Consider the following 23,659-nt stretch of genomic DNA (forward strand, 5'->3'; position numbering starts at 1 on the left):
GCCTTTTAAACTAATCCAAGTTTTGGTAAAAAAATAATCGCGCCAACAACAAGAGCAAAAGCAGCTGTAATTAGAACTGCTGCGCTTGCCAGGTCTTTAACAGCTCCGGCTTTCTTATTATACCCCGGCGACACAAGGTCTACCAGTAACTCTAAAGCCGTATTAAATAACTCTGATATCAGAACGCATGAAACAGCAGTGATTATCCAGAGCCATTCCCTTGAATTAAGATTAAAATAAAAGCCAGCTACGATTGCAACAAATGCACTTATAGTGTGAAATTTAAAGTTTATCTGGGTATTAAAAGCATATTGAACTCCCTTAAAGGCGTATGTAAAGCCTTTAAGGAATTTCTTCACGGAGTGCTGTCCTTGAGGGGAGATGTATTTTTGGTCTTCCAACTAGTATTTGTACATTAATTCATAATACTCTTTTACCATCCTTGCCGACTCGAAATTAGGGGTCACCTGCTTTGCTCCATTCTTCAGAATCTGAAGCCATTCTTTCTGATTATTATAATACATAGGTATTGCTACTTGTTCAATAGTATCGATCAAACGTAGTGCCTCTATTTTATCCCGATCTTCCAGGCTTAGTTTCTCATCAGCAGGTTCAATCACGAAGCTGTTTTCCCTGTCTCTTGCAAATTCTGGTATCCAGCCGTCTGGAATGGAACAGTTTATACTACCGTTCATCGCGGCAGACATTCCACTGGTTCCCGAAGCTTCGCGATAAAGCCGAGGGTTATTTAACCATATGTCAGATCCTTTCTTCAACAGTCCCGACAGTTGTAATTCATAGCCCGTGACAACCGCGGCATTTTTGATCGGTTTTACCCGGTTAATGATATGATTAAAGAGACCAATTGCGTTATAATCTTCCGGATAGGGCTTTCCCGCCCAAATAACTTGTATAGGCTGTTCCTTGTTATTAATCAAATTAATAAAACGCTCCCAATGATACATAAGTAGGTCTGCTCTCTTATAAGCTGCAAATCTTCTTGCCCATACGATAGTTAGTACTTCTTCTTTGAAGAGCTTACCTGTTTGATTGGCTACTTCTTTGAATAAATCCCTTTTTAGCTCTCTTTTGCGTTCTATGATCGCTTCATCATTATTTTCGTTGATCGCCTTGTCTAAGATCGGATCCGCCCAATACCTCTTATTTTGAGCATTGGTAATAGAGTTAATAGAGCAAATTCCCGGATTTCCTTTCCACATTTCCCTGGAAACCGTTTCATGCATTTTAGATACAGCATTTGCCCTTCTAGCAAATTTCAAAGCCGCTAGCGTGTAATTGAAATAGTCTCCTTGTATTCCCAAAAGATGCTTAACCTCATGATCTTGCATATGATAGAAAAAGCTCATTTGTTTTAACTTATCAAAGTGATGCTCTTCGTTCCCTGCTACTTCCGGAGTATGGGTTGTAAAAACCACTCGCTTGTTTACCTCCGTCAAACTCCTGAACTTAGAGTAGAGGTAAAAGTTTAAAGAAACAGAATGTCCTTCATTCATATGGTAAACTTCGGGTGTTAAGCCAAGGATATCCAAAAGGGTTGCACCGCCTGTGCCCAAAAGAATAGATTGCGCTATACGCGTACTTTCATTCGAATCGTATAAGCGACGTGTTATTGTTTGTGATAGGTAGTCGTTCTCGGGAAGGTCTGTGCTTAAAAGAAACAGGGGGGCAGAACCAAATACCTCAGGTCTTAAAAGCCAGGCTTTAACTTTAACAGGTGAGCCATGAACCTCGATAGTGAAAACTATACCCGTGTCTTCAAGAAAAGAATAATTTTTTTCAATATAGGATGCTTTCATATGAGCATTCTCATCCCATTCCTGATTGTAATAACCATACTTCCATAATATGCCAATTCCAATTAAGTTCTGTTTCTGCTCATAGGCGCTTCTCAAGTGAGAGCCTGCCAGAAAGCCCAAGCCACCTGAATATATTTTCAGCGCCTGGTCTATTGCAAACTCCATTGAAAAATAAGCAACGGAAGTGGAGTATTGAGGATCTATATCGTATCCAAAAATTTCTTGTCTTGTCAACATGGAAGGATTTATTTGTTAAGCATTTAAATGTAAATAAAAAAACTTCATGAGCAGAAACTCATAAATCGAAGAGGAAATTAACCAGGAACGTTTTCCTTTAAAAAATGCATCAATAGGCATTGCAGAACATCTACAAGCTGAATTATTTAGAGGGGTGAACTAGATCTCATATTTAGCGTTCCTGGTATTTTTTATTTTTTCAAACCGATCTCTCTCAGGCGTTCGTCCAGATATTCGCCCGCAGTGGTGTCTGGATAAGCCTTAGGATGCTGCTCGTCAATGCAATTATTCAGGCAAGTCAGGTCCATTTCGCTTTTTGGGTGAAGGAAGAACGGAACAGAATAACGCGACGTTTTCATTAACTCCCGCGGTGGATTCACTACCCGGTGAGTGGTTGATTTTAACTTGTTATTTGTTAGTCGCTGTAACATGTCGCCCACGTTCACAACAATGTCTTCAACGTTTGCTTTCACCGGGTACCACTCTCCATGTCGGGTTAGCACCTCCAAACCATCCGCGCTGGCGCCAATTAATAAGGTAATTAAGTTGATATCTTCATGAGCACCTGCACGGACGGCATCTGCAGGAATTGAATCCGGATCTTCGATAGGAAAGTAGTGAATGGCTCTAAGTATGGAATTGCCGTTATGAACCTTCGAATCAAAGTAATTCTCGTCCAGTTCAAGATATACAGAAATCGCACGAAGCAATTGTTTTCCCGCACTTTCAAGACGTTCATATACTTCTTTGGTTACCTCATTAAAAGCTGGTAATTCATCAACAATTATGTTATCAGGATAAACCTCTTTGACCACATCCTCATCTGTTACAGTTTGGCCTCGTTGCCAAAATTCTTTCAGATCAGGCGTCTTCGCGTCCTTGGCCTTTTCTTTCCCCTTGCTCGTGTACCCCCGCTGTCCCGCCAGCTCCGGTTTCTCGTATTTTAGTTTTATGTCTTCAGTTAAGCTAAAGAAATTTTTTACCTCAGCGTACAGCTTATCCATCAGCTCCTTGGTCATGCCATGGTTGGCTATTGTAACGAATCCTGTTTCTGTAAATGCTTTACCTATATCGTCAGAGAACTTCTTCTTTTGCTCGGCACTACCTTGCAGATAATCATGCAGATCAAGGCGTGGAATATTAACTTCTGTCATATTAATGCGTTTGAATCTAAAATAAATGTATTTGTGGAAAATGATCAATTATTTTACCTTTAATAGTAATAAATATCAGTTTTTCAGTGCCTTAAGTTGTTCACATTTGTTGTAAGCTCCGATTTTCTTATAAACACCAGCCTTGGTATCACTAATGTCATAATTAACTCTCTGTGCTACTGTCTTTAAACTTAAATTTCAGCAAAGGGTTTATAATTCGTAGTTTTGAGGTTCCAAATATTAATTCTATAGGTAATGCAAAGTTTTAGATCTGAACTGGAAAACCCGATTGTACAGAAAGACATAATTGAGCTTGAGAAAAAGATCAGGTTGTTCAGAGAGGGAAAAATACACGAAGAAAAGTTCAGAAGCTTAAGATTGGCTCGTGGTGTTTATGGCCAGCGCCAGCAAGGAGTTCAGATGGTCCGTATTAAATTACCCTACGGAAAAGTAACCACTGCACAGTTATTACGTATCTCCGATGTTTCGGACGAATTTGCTACAGGAAATCTTCACATTACCACCCGTCAAGATATTCAGGTGCATTTTGTTAGCTTGGAACGCACCCCTGAACTTTGGGCTGAACTTGAAAAAGATTCTATTACCCTTCGCGAGGCTTGTGGTAATACAGTAAGAAATGTAACAGGTTCTGCCATGGCCGGAGTTGATCCGGAGGAACCATTTGATATAACTCCTTATGCTCATGCATTCTTTGAGTACCTTTTAAGGAATCCTATATGTCAGGATATGGGACGTAAATTCAAAATAGCGTTTTCATCTTCTGAGCGTGATACCGGTTTTGCTTTTATTCATGATTTAGGCTTTATCCCTAAAGTAAAAATAGAAAACGGTCAAGAGGTACGCGGATTCAAGGTTGTTATGGCCGGAGGATTAGGATCTCAGCCACATATAGCCGAAGAGGTTTCTGAGTTTGTACACGAAGATCAAATCATTCCTTTTGCTGAATCGATCATCCGTATTTTCGATCGTTATGGTGAGCGGGCAAAACGTAACAAGGCCAGGTTTAAATATCTTATTCAGGATTTTGGAAGAGACAAGATCCTTGAGCTGGCGGAGCAGGAGCGTAAAGCATTAAAGGTTAAGGAATATAAGATCAATAGAGATCTACCTCAGCCAGTACTTCCTGCAGCACAAGTTCCTGTTGTTGAAATTACCGACTCTGTTAAATATGAGCAGTGGTTGAAGTCCAATATTTACCCTCAGAAACAAGAAGGATTTGTCTCTGTAGGGGTAAGAGTGCAAAATGGTGATATCAAAACTCCTGTTGCGCGCAAACTGGTTGATATTGTTCGCGCTACAGCAGCAGATGATATTCGCCTGACTAACTCACAGGGCTTAATGCTTCGCTTTGTTAGAGAAGAGAGCTTGCCTTATTTGTTTGAAAAGTTGAACGAACTGGGTTTAGCACAACCTGGATTTGAGAGTGTAATCGATATCACTTCTTGTCCAGGTACCGACACTTGTAATCTTGGTATTTCTAATAGTACTGGTATTACCCGCGAATTGGAAAGAGTTCTTCTGGAGGAATACCCCGATCTGATCTACAATAAAGACATCCTGATTAAGATCAGCGGTTGTATAAACTCCTGCGGCCAGCACGCAATGGCTGCCATCGGATTCCACGGCTCTAGTATGAAAGTTGGAAAAATGGTAGCTCCAGCCCTGCAGGTATTATTAGGAGGTGGCCCAACAGGAGATGGAACAGGTGTGGCTTCAGAAAAAGTGATCAAGGTGCCAAGTAAACGCGGTCCGCAGGTTTTGCGTACTCTTTTAAACGATTACTTCGCCAACGCTCAGGAAGGTGAGCTATACAACCAGTATTACAACAGACAAGGTAAGATCTATTTTTACGACTTGTTAAACCCGATAGCAAGTCAGGAAAATATCACACCAGACGACTTTATCGACTGGGAACAAACCGAACCATACAAACCGGAAATCGGTGTAGGTGAGTGTGCCAGTGTTCTGATCGACCTTGTTGCTACCTTATTATTTGAAGCTGAGGAGAGAATTCAGTGGAGTGAGGAAGCTTTTGCAAGGGCAGACTATTCAGACGCCATTTATCATGCATATACTGGTTTTATTAATTCGGCTAAAGCCTTATTAGTTTCAGAAGGTGTTAAAACGAATACCCAGGCAGGGATTATTAAAGATTTTGATGAAAAGTTGGTTGCAACCGGGAAAGTAAAATTACCTTCTTCGTTCGACGAGCTGGTTTATCAGATAAATCAGAATGAGCCTACCAAAGAGTTCGCTGAGTATTATTTAGAGCAATCTAAGTTGTTTAATCAGCAGCTTAAAGAGTACCGGAACGCACAATTAGTCAATACTGAAATTTAAGCTGATTGGATGTCTGATTCAACAGAAAATAATCCAAATACTGGTACGAACGGGAAAGAGCAGAATACGCTCTTTCCCGTTTTTTTAAAGCTCGAAAAATTAAATTTACTGATAGTTGGAGGAGGAAATGTTGGGGAAGAGAAACTATCAGCGGTTCTTAATAACAGCCCTCAGGCTAAAGTAAAGCTGGTCGCCACCGAGATCTTTCCTCCCGTTCGGGACCTTCTTCAAAGAAACAATATCAGTTTTCTGGAAAAGCCCTTTACCGAAGACGATTTGGATGGAATAGATTTGGCTATAGTTGCTATTAATGATAAAGAGATCAGCAGTCAAATCCATGCGTCCTGCAAGGCAAAAGGAGTTTTAACAAATGTAGCGGATAAGCCTGCATTGTGTGATTTTTATCTTGGTTCAATTGTGCAGAAGGGAAACCTAAAGATCGCAATTTCTACAAATGGAAAATCGCCGACGATATCCAAAAGAGTTAAGGAAGTTTTAAATGAGGCTTTTCCCGCCGAAATTGATGATTTGCTAGACAATATGGAAAAGATTAGAAATTCTCTCAAGGGAGATTTCTCTGAAAAGATCCGCCAATTGAATACTATAACCAGTAGTCTTTCTGCCCAGCCGCAAGCTTCAAATAAGCGGAAGAACCAGTTAACTATCCTACTGTATCTCATTATGGCAATAGCATTAATGGGGGTAGGTCACCTCTTGTTCTCCTATATATTCCGCTGATATTTGGCGGATCCCCATTGCGGATAAAAATCAAATATTTGTTGTAAGTTTGTTAAAATCCTTTTCAAAATTTAAGCAGTGTTAACCAAAAAGACTAAATACGCAGTTAAAGCATTAATGGCCCTTGCCAGAAATAAGGACAATAAGCCTATGTTGATCGCTCAAATTGCCGAAAAAGAACAACTTCCTAAGAAGTTTCTCGAGGCAATACTGCTCGAGCTTAAACGCAGCGGTTTCCTTGGTAGTAAAAAGGGAGCAGGAGGTGGATATTATTTGATGAAAAAGGCTGAGGAAATCAAGTTGGCCGGAATTATAAGGGTCATTGATGGGCCGATTGCATTGTTACCCTGCGTCAGTTTAAATTTCTACGAAAAGTGTGAGGAGTGTACAAGTGAGATATACTGTGGCATCCGGGATGTGATGAAGGATGTTCGCGATGCTACCCTGAACGTTCTTACACAAACCAGCCTGGCTGATATGATCGAACGTGAAGAGTCTTTACAGAAGAAGTTAATATCTGAAAAGGCTGAAGGTATATCTGAAGAGAATTTTAAAGGTGACTTCAGCGGCTCTGTAGAGTGATTTTTTTTATAATTCCAGAACAAGGAATTAAACATATTGTTATTTAGATACCCTAATTTTTTAACCAAAGTATTTTCTTAAGAAAAACAAAGGTTGGGTGATTAAGGGTTAAGCAAGCGGCCAGGTTTCCTTTGTTACCTGGCCGTTTTTATAACACTAATATCTCTTTTTTTTATAACTGTTTAACTCAAAGTTGGTGTCTTAGGTCTTATTATAATACTTCCGGATCAATCCTTTAAAACCTAACCATATCATTAATGTAATGCCTGCAACTATGGCTATGTAGGCTAAGTAGTCTCCATACTGAACATAGAAAGTTAGTTCTTCATTAAGATTTATATCAGCCTTAAGGGCCGTGGCCACCCACCATTTGCTTTGCTTTACAACATCACCACGTTGATTAATAAAACCTGATATTCCCGTATTGGCCGAACGTGCAATCCATCTTCGGGTTTCAATGGCCCGTAACTTTGCATACGCGAAATGCTGGTCTTTTCCCGATGTATTACCCCACCAACCATCATTAGTAACAATTGCTATAAATTGAGCTCCTTTTTTGACACTTTTTGCCACGTATTCACCCCAGATAGACTCATAACAGATCACCGGAGATACTCCCATCCCGCTCTGGGCATAAAAAACAGAAGGGTCATCCTGATGCCCGTAGTCGCCGGTTGCCCCTCCAAAGGCTTTAAATAGCGGCTTCAAGAACGTCAATGAATGTGCAAAAGGTGTTTGTTCTACTCCAGGAACCAGTTTCGACTTGTGATACAGTTGTATTCTTGAAGAATTCTCTATTTGTATGGCTGCATTAAATACATCTATATATCTTCGATTTTCCTCAATAAGCCGCGCTGTTGCTGTCTTTTCAGTGTCATACCACGCAAAGCTCTCTATACCAGAAAGAACGTTTCCATTTTTATATTTAGCTAAAAAACCTTGTATTGTAACAAAGTCTGGATTTGTAAGCAGTCTATCTTCATCAGCATTATCTGTAATTGCCGTCTCTGGCCAGATAAAATATTCGGTGTTGGGCTGTCCAACAGAATCAGAAAGTCTTATCAAGTTTTGTACCTGCTGCGCCCCGGGCAGAGAACCGAATTTCTCATAAGGGTCAATATTAGGTTGTACAACAACTACGTTTGCAGGGTTCTCGTGCTCCAAATACTTGTTGTACATAGTTATGGAAAGAGTAATGGGAATAAGTACCCAGGCAGATAGCCCCGGTACCAGTCTTTTCTGTCTTTCCAAAGCCCTGTCATCTGTCGAGCTCCTTGCCAGTGTTAGTTCGAATGTTAGAATGTTTGCGACTAGTATCCAGATCGTGCCTCCATACACTCCTGTATATTCATACCACTGCACAAGCTGATGCGACGAGGCGAAGCCATTGCCAAGCGTCATCCAAGGGAAGGAAAGGTCCCAGGTTTGGTGCAGGTATTCGTAAGCTACCCAGAAACAAACAAGGCCAAGGTAACCTATAATCCTGTTGCTCACCCTTCGCAACTGATAGTACAACCACCAGGCAATTGTCATTAGTACAGCAGCAAGGCCAAAAGGGATTAACGATATAAGCACAGCTACCCACGCAGGCATTACTGAGTTAAGCGAATTGAATACCCAGTAAATACAAGATGTGTTCCATACAAAAAAAGTAAGGAAGGCGATGCCGAAAATCTTTTTTCCCTTATTAGTAAACTTAGCATCAATTATTGCTTCAGTACTAAGTAACAGTGGAACAAATGCAACCAACAGGAGGGGAGCGGTAAAAGACATAGGCGGCCAGGCCAGCCATAATAAAAGGGCGGTGGTTAAGGCCTTTAAATATAATTTCTGCACGTTATCGTAATGATGTTAATATTTGCCGCTTTATTTCTGCCTTACCACTTAATAAATTACTTGTTTTTCTCCAGCAATTCTTCTACCCGGTTTCGCTCGGTCTGAAGTTCACGGGCCAGTTTTTTCTCTTTGTCGTTTGCCTTTATTTTGTAAGCCTGGTATTCAGCTGATATTTCATCAAATAATTGCCTGCGATACTTTGCCTCTCTGATGCTCCGGCCCGCGGTGAATAATACAATCAATAAAGCGGCAGCTAAGGTAATAACGGCGCCCCACATAATTGTATTATAAGTTGATTTATCTACCCGCATACCAAGTAGATTTACCTGATCAATAGTTGATCTCGACTCTTCCAGGTTCTTTTCGCCTTCTGATACCTGCGCTCTCAGATCCTGAATGGTTTTTTCCTGCTGGGCAAGTTTGGCTCTTAAAGGTGCGCCCTGGGTTTTGTACATCCTTAAACTGTCCTGCACACTTCTCCATAAATTCCGCAACCTGTTAGGATTTACTACCTGGTACCCCTGTTGCATCCAGGAGCGTTTAAGTAATTCGTCATATTGTCCTGCCAAACTGTTGTTACCAGGAGCAGGTTGGTATGCCGGTGTAGTCGTTTGAGCCGGTGCAGGTCTGCTGCCCGTTGGTTGTATGGTTTTAGATCCGGATTTTTGAGCACCTGATCCTGTTGTCGCCTTGACTTCACTAACAGAGGTCTTCTTAGCAGGTGCAGCCGTTGTACTTACTCTCTTTCTTACAGCTGAAGTGTCCTGTCCTTGCACTGCCGTTGCAACCATTAGCAGAAGAGCTATCGAGAAGCTTTTAAATAGTCCTTTTTTCATAGTGTTAATGTAAGGTTAATAGCCAGGGTGAAAATATAAATTTATAATAACAACAAAAAGCCAACTTGTCTTTTGTATTGCTTGTTATAACATCAAACGAGACAATATGAGAGCTGGATTTTTAAGGATAATAACGCTGCTTTTTATTTTACCAGGTTTATCGACTGTAGGACAATCAAGGACAGAAAATGTTGTTTTGATTACTTTAGACGGAATGCGTTGGCAGGAGATTTTCCAGGGAGCAGATAAAGATATTTTATATAGGAAGAAAGGTGTCGAGAATGTAGCCGAGATTGAAAGTCAGTTTTGGGACAAGGACCCTTTGAAAAGAAGGGAGAAGCTTTTGCCCTTTATTTGGAGTGAGATTGCTACAAATGGGCAGATTTATGGTAATAGAAGCTTGGGTAACAAGGTAAATGTCAGGAATAAGTTCAGGTTTTCCTACCCTGGCTATAATGAGCTCTTGACTGGTTTCCCCGACAAAAGAATAAATAGCAACGCCAAAAGGAATAATCCTAACCAGACTGTTTTGGAGTTCCTGAACAAAAAAATTGAATATAAGGATAAGGTAGCCGCTTTTGCATCCTGGGACGTATTTCATTATATTCTAAATCAGCAACGATCGGGAGTACATGTCAATGCGGGGAACGATACATTGAAGGCTCAAAAATTGAGTGCAAGGGAAAGGTTTTTAAACCAGTTGCATAAAGCATCTCCAAGTCCCTGGTCTGGCACTCGTTTCGACAAGATTACTCACCAGTATGCTAGCGAATACTTTAAAAATAATAAACCTAAATTCCTGTTAATCGCTTACGGAGAAACTGATGAATATGCTCATCATGGTAATTATTCATCTTATTTGAAGTCTGCCAATAAAACGGATGCATATATCCAGGAGGTTTGGAATTGGATACAGTCGGATGAACAGTACCGCGATAAGACCACTTTGGTTATCACAACAGATCATGGAAGAGGAAATGGCAGGAGATCGTGGAGAAGCCACGGGGTTCTCCAAAAGGGTTCTAACAATACTTGGTTTATGATCATGGGGCCGGATACTCAACCACTGGGCGAGATGAAGGAAAAAGAGCACTACTATAACAATCAGTTAGCGAAAACTATTGCAGGCTTTCTAAACCTTGAGTATCCGGTTCAAGGGGCTTATGGAGAAGTAATAGCTACGGCAATGGAACATTGAACCAGGTACTGAATTCATCTGCTGTGGTGTTTCCCAGTCCTGCACTTCCAGAAATTTTTCTCTAAGTTTACGCCGATGAATATTGGAATAATAGGACTTGGAGACATGGGCTCTATTTATGCCCGAAAATGGTCAGAAAAAGGCTATTCCGTATATGGCTGCGATCTGCCGGAGCGATATGAATTATTAAAACATGCCTTTCAGGGAACATCCGTCACTGTTCTAGAAAGTGCAAAAGCGGTAGCCCGTAAGTCTGACTTCTTGATGTATGCTGTTGAAGCCGCAAAGATTGCTCAGGTAGTTGCCAGCACCGCTGATTCTGTAAAATATGGTGCTGTCATTGCCGGACAAACTTCTGTTAAAGATCCCGAGATTGAGGCCTTCGAAAAATACCTACCTTCCGACGTTCATATTTTTACATGCCATTCCCTGCACGGTCCTGCTTTTTCTACGGAAGGCCAGAAACTAGTAATTGTTCCTCATCGGATAAATAAAGAGAATTATTCCCGTGTCCTGCCAATCTTTGAAGCTTTAGGATCTGAGATCATTGAGGTAGAGAATTATCACATGCATGATCAGATCATGGCCGATACCCAGGCAGTTACCCATATGGGGTTCGAAAGTATGGGGACGGCGTGGAAAAACTCTGGCTTTTATCCCTGGGATCATGGTGCTTATTCAACCGGAATAGATAATGTGAAGATCCTGACAACTCTGAGGATATTTAGCTATAAGGCTCACGTTTATGCGGGACTTGCGATCCTAAATCCTTTTGCGCGGAAACAGGTAAGGCAGTATGCAAAGTCAGAATCTGCACTATTCAAGATGATGATCTGCGAAGATGAGGTTGCTTTCAGGAAACGTCTGAAGGAGGCAAAAGAGTTTGTGTTCCACGGGGAGAGAGATTTTATTACTCTCGATCAGGAGGTGATGGGAGATTTCAAGATGACGTCTGATCCTAAACATCATCATCCTAACTCTCATTTAAGCTTGCTTGCAATGGTAGATGCCTGGCATAAGCTGCAAATCAATCCTTACGAGAACCTGATCTGTCAGACTCCTCCATTCAGATTGCGTCTTGGTATAGCTGAATATCTGTTTAAAAACGAGGATCTGCTTGAAGAAACAATTCAAACAGCATTATATGATAAGAATATCAGGGCCGATGATCTCGAATTTCATTCTGCTGTGCGTGAATGGGCCTCAATAATTGAATATGGAGATATGGAAGGTTATCTTTCTCATTTCAATCTGGTGAAAGATTTCTTCGCCGATCGTTTACAGGAAGGAGCCAGGCAAAGCGCTCGTCTAATCCAGAAATTAACTACCTAAAACAGCTATTCGGGCAAATAGCTGTTTTAGGTGAAAGACTGTTTGTTATTACCCGCCGACCCTTTGGTACCTCTCCGTCACAATAATCGACTTAACTTTATCCTTGTCCTTTTGAAAGTCAAATGCGTCTAATAACATGAATGCATTTTCAGGGTCAGTTACAGAAGGGAACATCTTTCGTACAGCGGAAACCTTTCCGTCTGAAAATGCCATTAGCCTAACAACATCTATCACCTGGTCTACAGTAAAACCAGCATATGGTGCGGTTAAATCAATAACCGATAATTTATTCTTGTCAAAGCTAGCTTGCCTGAGAGATTTCGAAAAACGTTCGAAAGCAGACGAAGTCATTAGGGGAGGACAGTTATTCAGGTAAGGCCGGCCCATAGGAGGCCTGTTGCTATAACCTTCAGTTAGGGGCTTGTCCCAGTTGTCATAACTGCATCTTCCCAAATCAAGGTCCTTTACAGGTCTTAGCGCGTCTTGGTTTAATACCGCTATTGTACGTATCCCCGGTTTAACAAATACATCCGAGCGATAAATAACCTTGTTGTTAGCTTCAATTACAACAGGATACCTTCCTTCTCTGATATCAAAAAACCTGAAGCGTCCGTTAATGCTGCTGATAGACTCATCACCCAGAGAGACAGTGAACCGTCCTCTTGCAGGTACTTCAATGAAATATTCGGAAAACGCTGTCCTAAAGGAAGGCTGGGCATTAACTAGCGAACAGAGAAAAACAAGAGCGGTGATTGTAATAAGTTTAATTGTGTTCATAATTGAAATATCTAAGTGTGTGATATTTCTATGACAAAATCTTTTATCAGGGGTTTAATAGTAGCAGAAAAAACTTCTGCGGATTAGAAGCTGCTGGAGAAGGAATTGTAGTCTAAGACTCTTTATAGCATTGAAATTAACCTGAGTATTTTGATAACCGATATTAAAAAAGAGAACCAATTTCCGCTGGTTCTCTTTTCGAAAAACTTATCTCGGCTTCACGGTAGTTTCTCCATCTTCCTCAACTTTTGTTTTCGAGTTTGGAGTTTTTAGTTTCGCATCATCTCCGGTTTCCACTTTCATTTTTGAATCCCCGGACTTCACTTTCATTTCATCATTGTCCATTTTTAACTTATCGTCGCCCGACTTGATTTTTATACTATTGCCGTCCCTTTTGATTTTAGTTTCATCAAGCTTCCATACGCCTTCTTCCTGAATTAAGGCATTGTTAACGATATTCCCGGAAGGTCCGTAAAGCGTGTCTCCTGTACTAACATTAACAAAAAGCATATCTTCACTGATAGGCTTCCGGGTATCTGCATAAATGTATCCGCCCCCGGATTCTGTATCCTGAATAATGGAGCCGGAGCCCGAACCTGAACCTGCACCAGCGCCTGAACCGGAGTTCAAAGTTACGAATGAAGCTGTTGCGCTATTATCTGTAGCTGTGCCATCTGCTGAAGTCTCAGAGGCAGTAGCTGTAGAATCTGATGCGGATGTACTTCCCGATTTATTAGTACATGCTATAGCTAAAGGCAGTGCAGCTATTGCAATTGTTTTTAAATACTTAATTTTCATCTCCTTTAAGTTTAATTATATGATAACACTATACTTAAAAGAAAGTTTACTTTGGGCCCTGCAAAGCATATTTCCATTTACGTCACTTCTCTTTGTGAACTTATTAATTTCAAGCTTCACCGGAAAAACTTTCAATGCCCCGAAAATAAAACGGGCAGCCCTAATGGACCGCCCGGTGTTAATTTTTGGTCACCTCCTAATTGGTGTACCCAAAGTTTTGTTGGAATTCCTTTGTCACATCCAGGGTCGACTGAGGAATGGGAAATACCCTTCTGAATGGTTGTGTTGAGGGCTTTGCGGTATAGGCTAGATCAAACTTGCCGAAACGGATCATCTGCGGACGGCGGTACATCTCCCAATACATCTCAAAGCCAAGCTCCCTGTAAAGTGTAGCCTCGTCAAGGGTCGTAAGCTCTTTTCCTGCCGCATTCCCATAAAGCTCCTCGCGAGTTCTGGAGGTTCTCAACTTATTAATATCAGCTAAAGCTTCTGCAGTCATTCCCTTTCTGAAATATGCTTCTGCTCGCATTGTATAGATACCACCCAAACGGAATAGTGGTATATCAACATTGCTGCTTCCATTTCCTTCTTCTGGATCGAATTCAAACTTAAAGATCCGCGCCCCACGGTTAATTTGATCCTGCTTTAGAATAGCCTGTGAAGGATTATCAAAGTTTAATTCAGGAGTGAAGTTCATTTTAGTGGTCACACTTTTTTCCATTACAAGTTCAGATACTTTGATCCGGCCATCCGTAGTCATCTCAAACTTTCCACCTGAGGTTAATACCGGCCCATACTGTTGCCCCGCAGAGATTCCCCAGTTAAAGTGGAACCAGGGTAAGTTATTGCTATTAGGTACAATGCTCGTAGCTGGCACACTACCTGGGCCGTCGTTCATAAACCATGTGCCGTCGCTGTAACGGTACTTTCTCGAGAAACGTGGATCGTCATGGTGACCGTCCCAACTATGGTAAAATTCTGGAGTAGTGCATGAGCCATTAGTCCCCCTATTAGCAGGTGACGGCCGCTGATTACGCTCTACACACATGTATCCCAAATCATTATCTCCATTACGGATATTATCTATCTTTTGAACCACAACAAAGATCAACTCTGGTCCATTTTCATTCTTGATAGCGAAATTATCGAAGTAATTGCTTGCCAGTCGGAATTTAGATGAATTGATAAGGAGCGATGTATAATAAATAACACGGTCCATATCTGTTTCATTACCATTTACTGCTTTTTCGTTGAAATTGAACGTAGGAGCATAACGGTCTTTATAAACTGCCCTGTTCAAGTACATGTTCGCAAGAAGTGCATACGCTGCTTCTTTAGTAAAGCGGCCATTATGGGTAGAGTGGTCTCCAAGACTGGCAAGGTCAGGTATTAACGCTTCCACCTGTAGGATCAGCTCATCTATACCAGTTGCCGCTTTTTTAATTTCAAGCGGAGCTTTATCTAACATAGGATCCCTGTAAGGTGCCTGATCATAAAGGTCAAGAATGGTGTAGGTATAGTAGGCCAAAAGGCACTTGGCTTCTGCCAGTAACATTGGTTTTTGCTCTACATCGCTATTGCTGATCTGCTTAATTGCAGTTAATGACCGTGTAATGCCGTTTGTTAATAAATCCCAGTTATCGGTTACTATAGGATTATCAGCCTTCCATGTAAACTCATGCATCGATCTCCACTTCCCCCCGTCTCCCCAGTCACTTCCCCGGGTTGGAAGCATGGCTATATCTGTTGTATATTCCTGAAGAGAAAATATACCGCCGTTATCAACAAACGTACGATCTCCCAGGCGATCATATGCAGCGGCTAGCGCCCCTGTAGGACTAGAGGCATTATCCCCCAGGACTTCATCGAGCACTACCTCATCCAGGTCGGTACAGCTTGCTGTAAAAGCCACTGACATTATTAAAAAAGCGTTTTTTAGCTTATATAGAGTTTTCATTCTAGTATTATAGTTTTAGGGTTGCTCCGAAAATGAATGTTTTTGCAGTAGGGTAGCTCGCATAGTCTATTCCCAGTGACTGGTTTCCTCCGCTTGATTTTGGACTGTTGATCAACGGGTCATATCCGCTATAATTTGTGATGGTGAAAAGGTTTTGGCCTGTCACGTAAAGTCCTAAGCCCTGCAACCATTTCAAACTTTTTAGTTTAAGGTTATAACCCAAGCGAGCAGAGTTTAATCTTAAGAAATCTGATTTTTCAAGGAATAGAGTAGAAAGCTGAGGGGCATTGGATGAGTTAGCGCCTGATTCTAAATAACCTGATGCAACGTTTCGGTCTGAAGCAAGGTTGTTGATATTTAAAGCGTTTAATCCAGTATTATTTACAAGGTAGGCCCCGGTCTGTCCGATAAAAGAAAGGGAAAGATCAAATCTTTTATAGTTCATTTGGCTATTAAATCCAAAGCTGAACTTTGGAATGGCCCCTTCAATAATTACTCTATCATCACTGTTGATCGTATTGTCCCCGTTCCTGTCTCTGAAGATGTTTGCCCCTTTCTCGTCAAACCCAATATGCTCCAATAGATAAAATGATCCGGCCGCATAGCCGCTTTTGTAAATATTTGCTACAACGCCCGATTGTCCTGGGCCTGATATCGTACCTGAATAAATCTCAGATACAGGGAGGTTTTTGATGGTATTATCAAGAGTAGCTCCGTTTACATCAGCAGACCAATTAAAGTTTTTGGTCCTGATAATTCTGGATCCTAGCATGAACTCAAATCCTTTGTTAATTATCTCCCCATCAATGTTCACCCAAACGGTTGTAGTTGGGCTTAGTACTTGAGCCGGTATGTTTAGGATAGCATTTGTGGTGGTTTTATTGAAATAATCAAGAGTTCCATAAAACTTCCCCCTGAACAACTCGAAATCCAGGCCTAAATTCGATTGTGTTACTACTTCCCACTGAAGGTCTGGGTTGGGCGTCCGCGTTACGGATATTCCATTTACCAGAGTAAGGTCTTTATTTAAGTAATAGCCGTCGGCACCAGACAAAGCATAGCTTGCTTTTGTAAGTTTATTTTGAACTTCCTGATTTCCGGTTTGTCCCCAGCTGGCTCGTACCTTCAGGTTGTCCATCCAATTCAGATCTTTCAGAAAGTTCTCCTGCGAAATATTCCATCCAAGTGCAAAAGATGGAAAATATCCGTATTTATTATTTTCCCCGAAACGGGTGGATCCATCGGCTCTTAGCGAAGCTGTAAGAAGATATTTGTCATTTAACGTATAATTTGCCCTTGTAAAAAATGATTGTAGTTCATTTTCCTGGGCAAAACCTGCCACGCCACTTTGTGTTCCCGAAAATGCAGGATTGTTTTCTGGGGTAACCCCTCCCTCAGCTTTCGCAATTGCTGTTAACGCGAAACTGTTTCCTGACCTTTCGAACTTTTGATAAGAAAAACCTCCTAGTACTTCTAAACGGTGTCTTTTTGCAGATAAGTTATACGTCAGATAGTGCTCAAGGAGGCTGCTTTGCGACTCCATATTGTACTGCACGTACCGGCCGGTAGGATTGATGTCTGTGAGGTTCGGGTAGATGGTAGTGTTTCTTTCAGAGGTAGAGCGATCTATACCAACATTGAGTTTATATTCAAGACCCTTTAAAATTCTGAACGATAGATCAGTATTTCCTAATACTCTAAGCGTATTTGTTTTATCATTGTAAACGCTAAGCAGATAAGCCGGGTTGTAGTGGGCATTCATTTTAAAGTTCGTGTACGCTCCCGTCTCGTCAAAAACTGGCCTCGTTGGATTAGCCATCAATGTGTGAACGATCAGCTGCCCATTAGAGCCTCCGTCATCACTTGTAGGAACCCCGAAATCGCGGGTTTGACTCGCTGTAAGGTTTAATCCTATTTTTAGTCGTTGGTTATCAAAGAATGATTCCGATGCGTTAATTCGGGCTGAACTTCGCTTAAAAGAACTATTCGTAATAACCCCTTCCTGGTTCATATGTGCAAGAGAAACATAGTAGTTCCCAGAATTTGATTGCTTCGAAAATGCCAGCGAGTTATTGGTGGTATTGGCCTGTCTGTAAATAACATCCTGCCAGTCGGTATTGCCTCCATGATCAAATGCAGGTTGAGTAAGCGCATTGCGATACTGGTCTGCAGATAATACATCAAGCTTATGAGCAACCTTAGAGATACCAGTATAACTTTCGAAGCTAAGATTGCCGTCTCCTTTCTTACCCTTTTTTGTGGTAATGATAACTACACCATTCGAGCCCCTTGCTCCATATATAGCCGCAGCAGAAGCATCTTTTAATACCGACATCGACTCGATGTCGCTTGTATTGAGAAAGTTTAATGGATTCTTAGCCTTCGAGCTACCAAAGCCAACGTTTTGGCCGGCCGGACTTGCCTCGTCATTGGTAAGTGGTACTCCATCAACAACAAACAAGGGAGTACTACCACTTCGGATAGAGCCAACTCCCCTGATCGTTACATCTACACCACCTCCGGGCTCGCCGCTGTTTCCTACAACTCTAACACCAGCAACTTTTCCTTGAAGAAGGTTATCTGCTGATACAACTATTCCCTGACGGAAGTTCTGTTCATCTATTTGAGCAACAGCCCCTGTTACGTCTTTTTTCGTACGACGTCCATAACCAACTACTAAAACCTCGTTTAGTTTTGCAGCATCAGGCTCCAGCCGGATTTCCATATTTGCAGAGTTTGCTGAAACAGTTTTTACCTGGTATCCCATAAAACTGATTTGCAAAGTTGTTCCCAATGCAGCTTGTATGGAGAATTTTCCATTAGCATCAGTAACAACTGCATTATTGGTTCCTTGTTCCTTTACTGTTGCACCTGGTAAGGGATTTCCTGTTTCATCCAACACCCGGCCTTTTATTGTTTCATTAACAGCTTTTGTATTAGGTCTTTCCTTGTTTTCTACCTTTTTTCGGATAAGGACAGTGTTATTACTAATGTTGAAACTGAAGTCAGCTTTTGCCGCAAGTGCCTTAAGAACGGTCTCTATCGGCTCGTTAAGTGATACTGTATAATGGTTTTTATCTGTAATAATAGCTTCTCCATAGCTGAACTTTAAATTACTTTGTCTGCTGAGGATATTGAAAATGTTTACGAGTGTGTTGCTTGCTGTCTTGCCTTCCTCTTTTCTCTTCTCTACCCGAGCTGAATAGGATGGTTGTGCGATAAGTACGAAAACAGCCAAAAAACAAAACACTTTGAAGATTTCTGTAGTATATTTACGGTACATATTAATTGATAATGGATTTAATTAATGTTGTTTAATAAGCCGCTTTGTTCCAGCAAAGCGGTTTTTTTATTGGCTCACTTTGACTATTTTAACATAGGCTTTAAATTTTAGGGCTGTAACATAATTTATCTGATTAAGAATACTTTGAAGCGATTGTGCAGCTTCGATATAGAGTGATACTTTAGTGTTCAGCAGCTGAGCGTTATCCGTTTGAAAAGTCACTCCGTAACGTAGTTTTAGTACTGTAAACACCTCCGATAAGCTTGCCTGATCCAAATAGAGCTCTCTTCTAAACCAATTTGCCAGAAGTTCTTTGCTACCCCGCTGCTTTATCAGCTTATTATTTGTATAATAAGCTTCTTGATTTGGGAGCAGATTAACATTGATCTCACCTACCGATACATTAACCTTACCCGTAGCTACTGTCACTGCACAAGAGTTTTGACTTAGAGCTATATGAAAAGAAGTGCCTAATACTTTCGTCTGGAGAGGACCTGACTGAATAATAAATGGACGTTCCGGGTTTCTGGCAACTTTAAAAAATGCATCCCCCTTCAGTAGTCTTACTTCTCTGTTATTTCCCGCAAACTTTTCAGGGTATTCGAACTCCGAGTTAGCAGCTAAAAAGATAACGGAGCCGTCTTGTAGCACAACAGAATCCGCCGAAGATTTCGTAACGAATCTTTGCATGGTAAGTCCTTGTACTCTTATAAGAAGGATCGATAAACAAATTACTAATGCTGCACTTGCTGCTATCGCATAAGGGTAGAGGGATCTCGCTCCCTTCTTTTTCCTAATTTTAGCAAGAATAGATGCCCTAACGGCTTCTTTATTGCCCATCTCATTATCATCCCAGACAGATTCTTGATACTTCTTTTCCATGAAAGCATTAAGTACCGCCTTCTCGTCCTCCGACAAATCTTCTCTTCCAAGTTTGGCTGATAGGTCTCCGAGGTAATTCTTTCGTTTTTCTGACATCTGTCCTTATAAATTCATGTATAAGTACCAGAAGCAGGCTAAACGTACTATCGAAAAGTATTAATGATTTGTTAAGAAATTATAAAATGCAGAAGGGCTAAAAGCAGGGGTATCAGACAGGCATGAAGGTTATTTGCCTTGAATTTAAGTTGCTGAAGAGCAGCGCTCAACTGATTCTTAACCGTCTGCTTTGAAAGATTCAATCGCTCGGCTATCTGTTCAATGTCCAGATTTTCAAGCTTGTTCATTATCAGTATCTCCTTTCGTTTTGGAGGTAACTCATCAAGGAGCAGATAAAGTTTGTCTATTAATTCGGCTTCTAAAGTGGGCTCATTTTCCTGGATGTAATCCTCGAACTGTTCATCTAGAATGGTGACATCGAAACTTTTTTTGCGGTACTCTTTAAAAATTTGATTTTTTACAGCGCGAAAGAGAAAGCTCTCGATGGAGGAGATTTGAAGCATGCCGCGTCTCTCCCAAAGATCTGTGAATACCTCCTGCACAATATTTTCTGAAAGGTATTCGTCGTGGGTAAGCTTGAAACAAAAAGCGTATAACTTTTCCCAATGTTGAGAGTAGATTTCTTCAAACTTTGCAAGGTTGCTCATAAAGTTTTGTGAGTAGTGGCGAAGGAACGGTATTAACTTCGATTGAGCTTTATTCCTAAATTATCTTTTAATTAAATTTTCATTTAGCAGATTTGCGAACGTATATCCGTTCTTTTTTTTCTTCATTAACGCTGGATTAATATCTTTTGCAAACTTTTGCCGGATGAAACAATGGCTTTTATGTCTTTTTGTATTTCAAACAGGACTATCCGCTAGCTTATATGCTCAAAATAAATTAGCCGAGCCTAAAATTGCTTTTATTTCCGATGTGCATTTTGCAGATCTCTACGGTCAACTTTCCGGTACTGACTTCCAGGGGGTGAAAAATCCAATTGATGGCAGGAACACACTTTTGCGCACGATGAGTTCGCAATTGCAGTCTACCCGCATTTTTAATGAGAATTATTTTGCATTTATCGCTGCTCTGGAGGATGTTGCAAAGAGAGGTGTTCGACTTGTAGCTCTTCCAGGAGACTATTCAGATGACGGGCAACCGGTGCACTTGAAAGGATTACAAAAAATTCTAAAGGAGTACCACCAGAAGTACGGAATTCAATTTTTCATTACCACAGGTAATCACGATCCTGTTGGTCCGTTTGCCAAGGATGCTGGAAAGAAGGATTTCTTGGGCGAAAAGGGAATGTCACAACCTATCTTTAGCAAGGCAGGTGTCTACAACCCTACTAATAAAAATGAACATCCAACGGCTATCAGTCCGGATATTTCGGAGCTTGGATACGAAGGCGTAATGGATCATCTTTCTGAATTCGGCTTTTTTGCTCAACCACATTACCTGTACTGGGCAAGTCCGTTCAGCTCTTACTCCCCGGACAATTACAGCTATCGAAAGGCGAGAGAAGCTTCTCAACTCCATAACCGGATGTACACAGTTGCTCCGGGTGATACTATCCCCGACGCTACTTATCTTGTTGAACCTGTAGATGGCTTATGGTTACTTGCTATTGATGGTAATGTATACCTCCCTGCCAGAGAGGGTAAGGCAAAAACTTTCTCTAGCGCCGAAGCTGGGTATAATAATGTAATCTTACATAAGAGGCATATCCTCTCCTGGCTTAAAACAATTTCTGAGATGGCAAAGCAACGAGGCAAAACCCTTATCGCCTTCAGCCATTATCCCATGGTAGATTATAATGACTCGGCTTCCCCCGAGATAGCAGAGCTCCTCGGACCAGATAAATGGCAGTTAAAGCGACTGCCTGGCTTAAATGTGGCTCGTGAGTTTGCCAAAGCAGGAATTAATATCCACTTCGGCGGACACATGCACATCAATGACACAGGTGTTTTTTTCGACAACAGTCGAAATTCCTTGGTGAATATTCAAACACCATCACTGGCGGCTTATATCCCGGCCTATAAACTACTGACGTTAAAAGAGCAAGGTAAAGCTGAAATAGAAACGATCACTATAAGTGAAGTAAAGGGCTTTGATAAGCTTTTTCCGCTGTACCGAACAGAGTATGAATTTTTATCAAAAAATTCAAGTGGTGCAATCTGGGATAGCAAGATATTGAATAGTAAAACGTATTATGATTTCACCCGTAATCACCTTGAAGAACTCGTGCGTTTACGTTTTCTACCGCAGGATTGGCCGGAAGATCTGAGAAATTTTCTGCCGAAAGCCTCCGGACAGGACTTGCTTTTGTTGTTGAGTAGTGGTTTAAAATCCTCTGAATCAATCGCGTCCGAAAATAACAAACAGGATCTTTTAAATAGGCTTAAAGCAAACAAACTACAAATGTCCGACTTTGCAAAGTGGACGGGGATTGATCTGATAAACGATTTTTATCGTCTGAGAAGCGCCGATCAACTTGCATTAAAAGACATCGGGGTTCAACGTTTGCGGCAGTACCAAGTTCTTGCTGGTCTGGCTGCATCTTTGCCTGAAAGTCAACTTGCAACGGAAAAGAATAAAAAGAGTCTTGTATTGTTTTTTAGTATATTCAATAAATTCCTCAAAGATTCACCGGCTGATCATTTCCTGATTGACCTGTCAACCGGCGATATAAGAGAACTACCATCAAAATAGGTTGCTATTGGGAACTCAATCGTTTATTTTTTCATCGAGTATAACGGGGTTTGGCCGAACGTAAGTTCCATCATTGAATTGAACCTGGTACGAGGACGGAAAGAATGAGCTGGGCTTATAGTAATCGGTTGTAATAATTTGAGCCCCCGATTTTTCAGCCATGCGAAAATGTGTATAATCGTTTCTTCTAGCCTCCCGGGTGTCTGCATCAGCCCTTGTTCGGACAATGTATCCCTTCTTAACCAATTTTGGTATACTCGAATCCTCAGGATTATTCCTTAGAAGTGCTGCGGCTTCAGGGGTACCAGGTTCTGCATTGACAAAAAGTACCCTGCCTTTAAGGGACGGATGGCCTTTTATATACATATCCCGGTTTTTTCCGGTATTGTCCAGAATGAATAAGAACTTACCTTTTGCCTGCTTCATTTCGGGCCAGTTACCTGCAAGAACAGCAGCCTCGAGAGTATTGTAATTCCCGCGGACCATGTCAGGAGTGATTAAACGATCTGCACCGAGATGTTTTCTAATTGCAGCATCCAGTTCGTTGAACAGCTGCTCAGTGAAGGGTTCAGGTGTAGTTCCTAAATGATTCGTTTCGCCATCCTTAGGTTCAAGAGTAATAAAGACTGGTATATGGCCCGGATTTGCTACCGACCAGTCGTGCAACTGCTTCAGGCAGATCTCGAAAGTGGGAGCCGAACTTCGGAAATCGATATCTGGGATATGAAGAACCTTAAATCCCGGTTTCTGCATAAGTCCCTTTGGGTCGAAAGCTTGTTCTGCCTTCACCATTTCAAGTCCCTTAGGCTTAGCATATTTTCCTCCTTTCGAATCGGGATAGACATCGATCTCCAGGTTCCGCAAGCCCATCTTCAGCTGTTCGGGAATTGTAATATGCTCATATTGCAGGCTATTTAGCCTTTTTGTACTGTCCCCTTTCATTAAATATTGAAGGAGGGCAGGTTCAATTGCTTTTTTATAACTGTTATGAGAACCTATAACCTGAATCTGGTTTAATCTTTCTTGTGCCAAAGCATTAGAAAGCAGGGCAGAAGGTCCAAGCATTAATAATGCAGCTAATATATTTTTCATTGATTTTTATATGTGTATTATAATTTCT

18 protein-coding genes are annotated in these 23,659 nt (G+C 41.2%); 6 read left to right on the forward strand and 12 right to left on the reverse strand.

Annotation, left to right across the window (positions count from 1 at the left end; translation table 11 throughout):
• Positions 1 to 5: 5 nt before the first annotated feature.
• The 3 genes from J4N25_RS10895 to J4N25_RS10905 all read right to left on the reverse strand — a co-directional run bounded on the left by J4N25_RS10895 (position 6) and on the right by J4N25_RS10905 (position 3,208).
• Positions 6 to 401 (reverse strand): diacylglycerol kinase family protein, encoded by a 396-nt coding sequence (locus J4N25_RS10895; protein WP_242695868.1) that lies wholly within the window; start codon positions 399 to 401, stop codon positions 6 to 8.
• Positions 402 to 2,054: an alpha-glucan family phosphorylase gene (glgP, locus tag J4N25_RS10900; RefSeq protein ID WP_207422233.1), complete on the reverse strand. Its 1,653-nt coding sequence runs from the start codon at positions 2,052 to 2,054 to the stop codon at positions 402 to 404.
• A 191-nt stretch (positions 2,055 to 2,245) separates the two neighbouring features.
• Positions 2,246 to 3,208 carry an isopenicillin N synthase family dioxygenase gene (locus J4N25_RS10905; RefSeq protein WP_207422234.1) on the reverse strand — a complete coding sequence of 321 codons (963 nt, stop codon included), beginning with the start codon at positions 3,206 to 3,208 and terminating at the stop codon, positions 2,246 to 2,248.
• A gap of 255 nt (positions 3,209 to 3,463) precedes the next feature.
• Between J4N25_RS10905 and J4N25_RS10910 the strand changes: the two genes are divergently transcribed.
• The 3 genes from J4N25_RS10910 to J4N25_RS10920 all read left to right on the forward strand — a co-directional run bounded on the left by J4N25_RS10910 (position 3,464) and on the right by J4N25_RS10920 (position 6,889).
• Positions 3,464 to 5,569 (forward strand): ferredoxin-like domain-containing protein, encoded by a 2,106-nt coding sequence (locus J4N25_RS10910; RefSeq protein WP_207422235.1) that lies wholly within the window; start codon positions 3,464 to 3,466, stop codon positions 5,567 to 5,569.
• 9 nt (positions 5,570 to 5,578) lie between these two features.
• A complete protein-coding gene (locus J4N25_RS10915) occupies positions 5,579 to 6,307 on the forward strand; it encodes a precorrin-2 dehydrogenase/sirohydrochlorin ferrochelatase family protein (RefSeq protein ID WP_207422236.1) in 729 nt (242 codons plus the stop codon).
• Positions 6,308 to 6,385: 78 nt separating this feature from the next.
• Positions 6,386 to 6,889, forward strand: coding sequence for an RrF2 family transcriptional regulator (locus J4N25_RS10920; RefSeq protein WP_207422237.1), 504 nt, complete (start codon positions 6,386 to 6,388; stop codon positions 6,887 to 6,889).
• Between the two features lie 201 nt (positions 6,890 to 7,090).
• On the opposite strand, the gene lnt is transcribed toward J4N25_RS10920, so the two are convergent.
• Together lnt and J4N25_RS10930 are read right to left on the reverse strand one after the other, a co-directional pair.
• Entirely contained in the window at positions 7,091 to 8,725 is a 1,635-nt protein-coding gene (lnt, locus tag J4N25_RS10925) for an apolipoprotein N-acyltransferase (RefSeq protein ID WP_207422238.1), read from the reverse strand.
• Positions 8,726 to 8,781: 56 nt separating this feature from the next.
• Positions 8,782 to 9,561, reverse strand: coding sequence for a hypothetical protein (locus J4N25_RS10930; RefSeq protein WP_207422239.1), 780 nt, complete (start codon positions 9,559 to 9,561; stop codon positions 8,782 to 8,784).
• A gap of 106 nt (positions 9,562 to 9,667) precedes the next feature.
• On the opposite strand from J4N25_RS10930, the gene J4N25_RS10935 reads away from it, so the two are divergent.
• Together J4N25_RS10935 and J4N25_RS10940 are read left to right on the forward strand one after the other, a co-directional pair.
• Complete coding sequence (locus J4N25_RS10935) at positions 9,668 to 10,759, forward strand: alkaline phosphatase family protein (RefSeq protein WP_207422240.1); 1,092 nt, start codon at positions 9,668 to 9,670, stop codon at positions 10,757 to 10,759.
• 75 nt (positions 10,760 to 10,834) lie between these two features.
• Positions 10,835 to 12,091 carry a prephenate dehydrogenase gene (locus J4N25_RS10940; RefSeq protein ID WP_207422241.1) on the forward strand — a complete coding sequence of 419 codons (1,257 nt, stop codon included), beginning with the start codon at positions 10,835 to 10,837 and terminating at the stop codon, positions 12,089 to 12,091.
• A gap of 48 nt (positions 12,092 to 12,139) precedes the next feature.
• On the opposite strand, the gene J4N25_RS10945 is transcribed toward J4N25_RS10940, so the two are convergent.
• The 6 genes from J4N25_RS10945 to J4N25_RS10970 form a co-directional block, all read right to left on the reverse strand.
• Entirely contained in the window at positions 12,140 to 12,868 is a 729-nt protein-coding gene (locus tag J4N25_RS10945) for a proline and serine-rich protein 1 family protein (protein ID WP_207422242.1), read from the reverse strand.
• A 207-nt stretch (positions 12,869 to 13,075) separates the two neighbouring features.
• The gene (locus J4N25_RS10950) at positions 13,076 to 13,666 is read right to left on the reverse strand and encodes a hypothetical protein (protein ID WP_207422243.1); all 591 of its coding nucleotides are present in this window, start codon (positions 13,664 to 13,666) and stop codon (positions 13,076 to 13,078) included.
• Between the two features lie 196 nt (positions 13,667 to 13,862).
• Positions 13,863 to 15,623 carry a RagB/SusD family nutrient uptake outer membrane protein gene (locus J4N25_RS10955; protein ID WP_207422244.1) on the reverse strand — a complete coding sequence of 587 codons (1,761 nt, stop codon included), beginning with the start codon at positions 15,621 to 15,623 and terminating at the stop codon, positions 13,863 to 13,865.
• Positions 15,624 to 15,630: 7 nt separating this feature from the next.
• Positions 15,631 to 18,906 (reverse strand): SusC/RagA family TonB-linked outer membrane protein, encoded by a 3,276-nt coding sequence (locus tag J4N25_RS10960; RefSeq protein WP_207422245.1) that lies wholly within the window; start codon positions 18,904 to 18,906, stop codon positions 15,631 to 15,633.
• 66 nt (positions 18,907 to 18,972) lie between these two features.
• Positions 18,973 to 19,884 (reverse strand): FecR family protein, encoded by a 912-nt coding sequence (locus J4N25_RS10965; RefSeq protein WP_207422246.1) that lies wholly within the window; start codon positions 19,882 to 19,884, stop codon positions 18,973 to 18,975.
• Positions 19,885 to 19,955: 71 nt separating this feature from the next.
• Positions 19,956 to 20,492 carry an RNA polymerase sigma factor gene (locus J4N25_RS10970; protein WP_207422247.1) on the reverse strand — a complete coding sequence of 179 codons (537 nt, stop codon included), beginning with the start codon at positions 20,490 to 20,492 and terminating at the stop codon, positions 19,956 to 19,958.
• Positions 20,493 to 20,655: 163 nt separating this feature from the next.
• Here J4N25_RS10970 and J4N25_RS10975 point away from each other — a divergent pair, with 163 nt between their 5' ends.
• Positions 20,656 to 22,539, forward strand: a complete 1,884-nt coding sequence (locus J4N25_RS10975) for a metallophosphoesterase family protein (RefSeq protein WP_207422248.1) — start codon at positions 20,656 to 20,658, stop codon at positions 22,537 to 22,539.
• Positions 22,540 to 22,554: 15 nt separating this feature from the next.
• On the opposite strand, the gene J4N25_RS10980 is transcribed toward J4N25_RS10975, so the two are convergent.
• Entirely contained in the window at positions 22,555 to 23,631 is a 1,077-nt protein-coding gene (locus J4N25_RS10980) for a phosphatidylinositol-specific phospholipase C1-like protein (RefSeq protein ID WP_207422249.1), read from the reverse strand.
• Positions 23,632 to 23,659 lie beyond the last annotated feature (28 nt).

This window comes from Desertivirga brevis (assembly GCF_017355835.1).

Coding starts and splice junctions, on each gene's coding strand:
- glgP (WP_207422233.1), bottom strand. CDS start 2,054: ATGTTGACAAGACAAGAAATTTTTGGATACGATATAGATCCTCAATAC.
- J4N25_RS10905 (WP_207422234.1), bottom strand. CDS start 3,208: ATGACAGAAGTTAATATTCCACGCCTTGATCTGCATGATTATCTGCAA.
- J4N25_RS10910 (WP_207422235.1), top strand. CDS start 3,464: ATGCAAAGTTTTAGATCTGAACTGGAAAACCCGATTGTACAGAAAGAC.
- J4N25_RS10915 (WP_207422236.1), top strand. CDS start 5,579: ATGTCTGATTCAACAGAAAATAATCCAAATACTGGTACGAACGGGAAA.
- J4N25_RS10930 (WP_207422239.1), bottom strand. CDS start 9,561: ATGAAAAAAGGACTATTTAAAAGCTTCTCGATAGCTCTTCTGCTAATG.
- J4N25_RS10935 (WP_207422240.1), top strand. CDS start 9,668: ATGAGAGCTGGATTTTTAAGGATAATAACGCTGCTTTTTATTTTACCA.
- J4N25_RS10940 (WP_207422241.1), top strand. CDS start 10,835: ATGAATATTGGAATAATAGGACTTGGAGACATGGGCTCTATTTATGCC.
- J4N25_RS10945 (WP_207422242.1), bottom strand. CDS start 12,868: ATGAACACAATTAAACTTATTACAATCACCGCTCTTGTTTTTCTCTGT.
- J4N25_RS10950 (WP_207422243.1), bottom strand. CDS start 13,666: ATGAAAATTAAGTATTTAAAAACAATTGCAATAGCTGCACTGCCTTTA.
- J4N25_RS10955 (WP_207422244.1), bottom strand. CDS start 15,623: ATGAAAACTCTATATAAGCTAAAAAACGCTTTTTTAATAATGTCAGTG.
- J4N25_RS10960 (WP_207422245.1), bottom strand. CDS start 18,906: ATGTACCGTAAATATACTACAGAAATCTTCAAAGTGTTTTGTTTTTTG.
- J4N25_RS10965 (WP_207422246.1), bottom strand. CDS start 19,884: ATGTCAGAAAAACGAAAGAATTACCTCGGAGACCTATCAGCCAAACTT.
- J4N25_RS10970 (WP_207422247.1), bottom strand. CDS start 20,492: ATGAGCAACCTTGCAAAGTTTGAAGAAATCTACTCTCAACATTGGGAA.
- J4N25_RS10975 (WP_207422248.1), top strand. CDS start 20,656: ATGAAACAATGGCTTTTATGTCTTTTTGTATTTCAAACAGGACTATCC.
- J4N25_RS10980 (WP_207422249.1), bottom strand. CDS start 23,631: ATGAAAAATATATTAGCTGCATTATTAATGCTTGGACCTTCTGCCCTG.